Below are 2,914 nucleotides of genomic sequence, written 5' to 3' on the forward strand. Positions count from 1 at the left end.
TCATTGGGACTGCGCTGTACATCGGTGCCGTTGATGCCCTGCAGCCGCAGACCACCGCCTTTACCGCTCTCCGCCGTGTTGCCGATCAGGAGATTGCCGTCGATCGTGAGGCCCGGGCCTGCGCCGTCGGACAGCTGCGGTGCGCAATCGACGTCGACGGTCTGGTTCTCGCAGAAGGTGCCATCCGGCGGTACGCCCTGGGCGATGATGCCGCCCCCGTAGGTAGGTAGCGTCGGGTTGTTGCTCTGGTTGAAGAGCACAAGATTGTGCGAGATGTCGCCGTTATAGCTGAAGCCGAAGTGGGCCACGCCGCCGCCGTCACCACTACTCATGTTGCCGCACACCCAGTTGTAGTTGAAGTGGTAGTTGTCGGCTCCCGAGCAGAAGGTCACGCCGCCGGCCGCCGATGGCGTGGTCGAATTGATTTCATCACCGTAGGAAGCGTTGGAGGTGACCGCGTTGTGATGCACATTCACGTTCATGTTGAAGCCGAACGGAATCTGCGTCACGCCGTCCGCACCGATGGTTCCGTCCGGTACCTCGACCTGGCCGATCGTGATGCCGCCCGTGAGCGTGCCGGCATTGCCGAAGACGCGGTTATTGGAGATCTCCATATTGTGGTTCCAGCCGTGCAGGAAGATGCCACCGCCGCCTTGCGAGCTGTTGGTGAAGGTGATGCCATCGATGCGCGACGGGTTGCAGAGGAAATTGCYGGGATTATTAGCGCAATCCCCGGCGCTGGCCGTCAGCGGCGTGCAGATGCCGTTGGCGATGCAGTTGGCGTCGGGCTGCCCGTTGACGTCCTGCACGCCCTTGGCCAGCACCGTAATCGCCGCACCTTCGTACGCCCCCATCAGCGTGGGCTCGATCAGCAGCTCTCCCAGGTTGCCGTTGAGCGTGTTGTCCCACCCGACGGTCGGCTCGAAGGGTATGGGGTCGATCTTCCGCTGCATGGTTGACGGGCAACTGTAGGTGTTGGTGGGATCGAAGGGATTCGACGACGAGATCACCCCACCGTTGCGCGACATGCCAAACAGGCAGCTGACCTGCGCCCGCCACGGGTCCATCTTGCCAGACGGGTGCGTATTCGCGTTGACAGTCACCGAGGCAGCGCCAACGCCCTGCAGCCGGACCGGCTTCCACATCAGCAGCATCTCCTGGTAGACGCCCGGGCCGACGATGATCAGGTCGCCGGGGACGGCCTTGTCGATCGCCGTCTGGATGGCGTTGCCGGTGGCATTTTCGCCGGCGACGTAGGTCGGCGCCTTGCCGCCGATGCTGACGCTGACGGTGTCGACAGACTTCTTGCCATTGCCCGCGATGATCACCAGTTCGCCGTGGTCCGATGACAGCGCAGGCACCGTGACCGTGATCGACTGGTCGGTCCATGCCGTGATCTGCGCAGGCGTGCCGCCGATGGTTACGCTCGAAGGCACAGTGCAGGCGCCTCCGACGCTGGTACACCAGCTCCCGAAACCATAGTGGCGCGTGATGAGCTTCTGATTGTAAGGGACCTTGCTCGCCCCTGGTCCACTGTAGGCATGGTTGGTCACCTGCTGGTCGCCCAAGGCACTAATGGTCAAAGTGTGGCCCGCAGCGCTGACCCACGGACCGGCACCGCCGTTGCTGGTATCGCCTACGACCTTCGAGATCGCAGGCGTGGCATCCGGATACGCGCAGTCAGGCTGGTTGTATCCATCCGCGAATGCCTGCACCGGCACCACCGGCGTGTCCATGTACTGGGTCTGTCCCGGCATGAAGGGAATCTCATAGCAGAACTGGCTGTACGCGGGGTTGTACAGGGGGTCCTTGATAGTCTGCCCGGGGTGCGCGGGATCCGGCATATCCGGGTCGTTCATGCACGCGACCATCATGGTCGGCGCATAGCCGGTCGGATTCGGCGGATTGACTTCCCAGGTCGAATAGTTCAGGCCATTGAAGATGCCCCACTGGTCGGAGTACACACGGGCCACTTCGTTGCCGCCGAAATCCTTCATCGACACCGGCACGTTGGGTACGGCGAACTTCTCGCCGAATTGCGGCGAATACGGGTCGAATTCCGAAGAGAAGTCGTCCAGCATGAAGCCCGTGAAGTGCGCGGCGACGTGGGTTGAGCTGAATACCCAGAACTTCGCCAGCACCGTCATCTGATCGGTAAGCGTGACCTCCTTGCGGTCGCACAGGTGCCGCGACGCACCGGCGAACGGCGCCACTTCCTGCGAGCCCGGGAACAGGCTGATATAGTCGGGAACGATGCGCAGCGCACCGACGCAGGGCCAGAAGGTCTCGACGCTCCCGGTGTCGCCCTCATGCCTGGGCGTGGATCCCAGATCCGTGGTCGGGTTCTGCGGATTGTTCGCGTTATAGGTGGCATTCACGGCCGCCTGGTCGGGCAGGATGAAGATACTGCCCAGGCCAGCGAACTGCTGGGTCACCGGCGCGATGTAGTTATCGCCAATGAGGATGTTCTTGTCTTCCTCTTTCACCAGTTCGTAGCCCGGGGGCACAACCACCTCGACCACATACTTGCCGGGGGGCAGCATGGGCGTTCCGGCCTCAAAGACTCCGCCACCCGCGGGATTCGGCACGCAGATGGTGCAGTTGGTACCCATCGGCCTTCCGGTTTGCGGATTCCTGCTTTTCACGCTGGGGAATTGGTACATCCCATCGTAGGGCGCGGGCTGCAGCTGATTGAACATGTGCATGCCGTCATAGCACTTGAACTGGGAGTTTGCCGGCAAGGCAGTGTGCTTCGGATCGAGCCACTGGGTACTGTTGCGCAATGTGAAGAAGTACGGGTCCGTGGTTTCCTGGCCCGGACAGTTCATATTGGGCACGCCGTCGCGGCGGAAGCCCTGCGCCCAATCGTCCCAGCTGCTGGTCGTGGTGGTATCCACCAAGGTCAGGCTGGGCG

The 2,914-nt window shown here is 62.4% G+C and carries 1 pseudogene; it reads right to left on the minus strand.

Annotated features, from left to right (window positions below):
- Positions 1–2,914 (minus strand): annotated as a pseudogene (locus AC1DS3_RS37395) (hypothetical protein); the annotation flags it as partial.

It is taken from the genome of Cupriavidus sp. 01L46 (assembly GCF_056399905.1).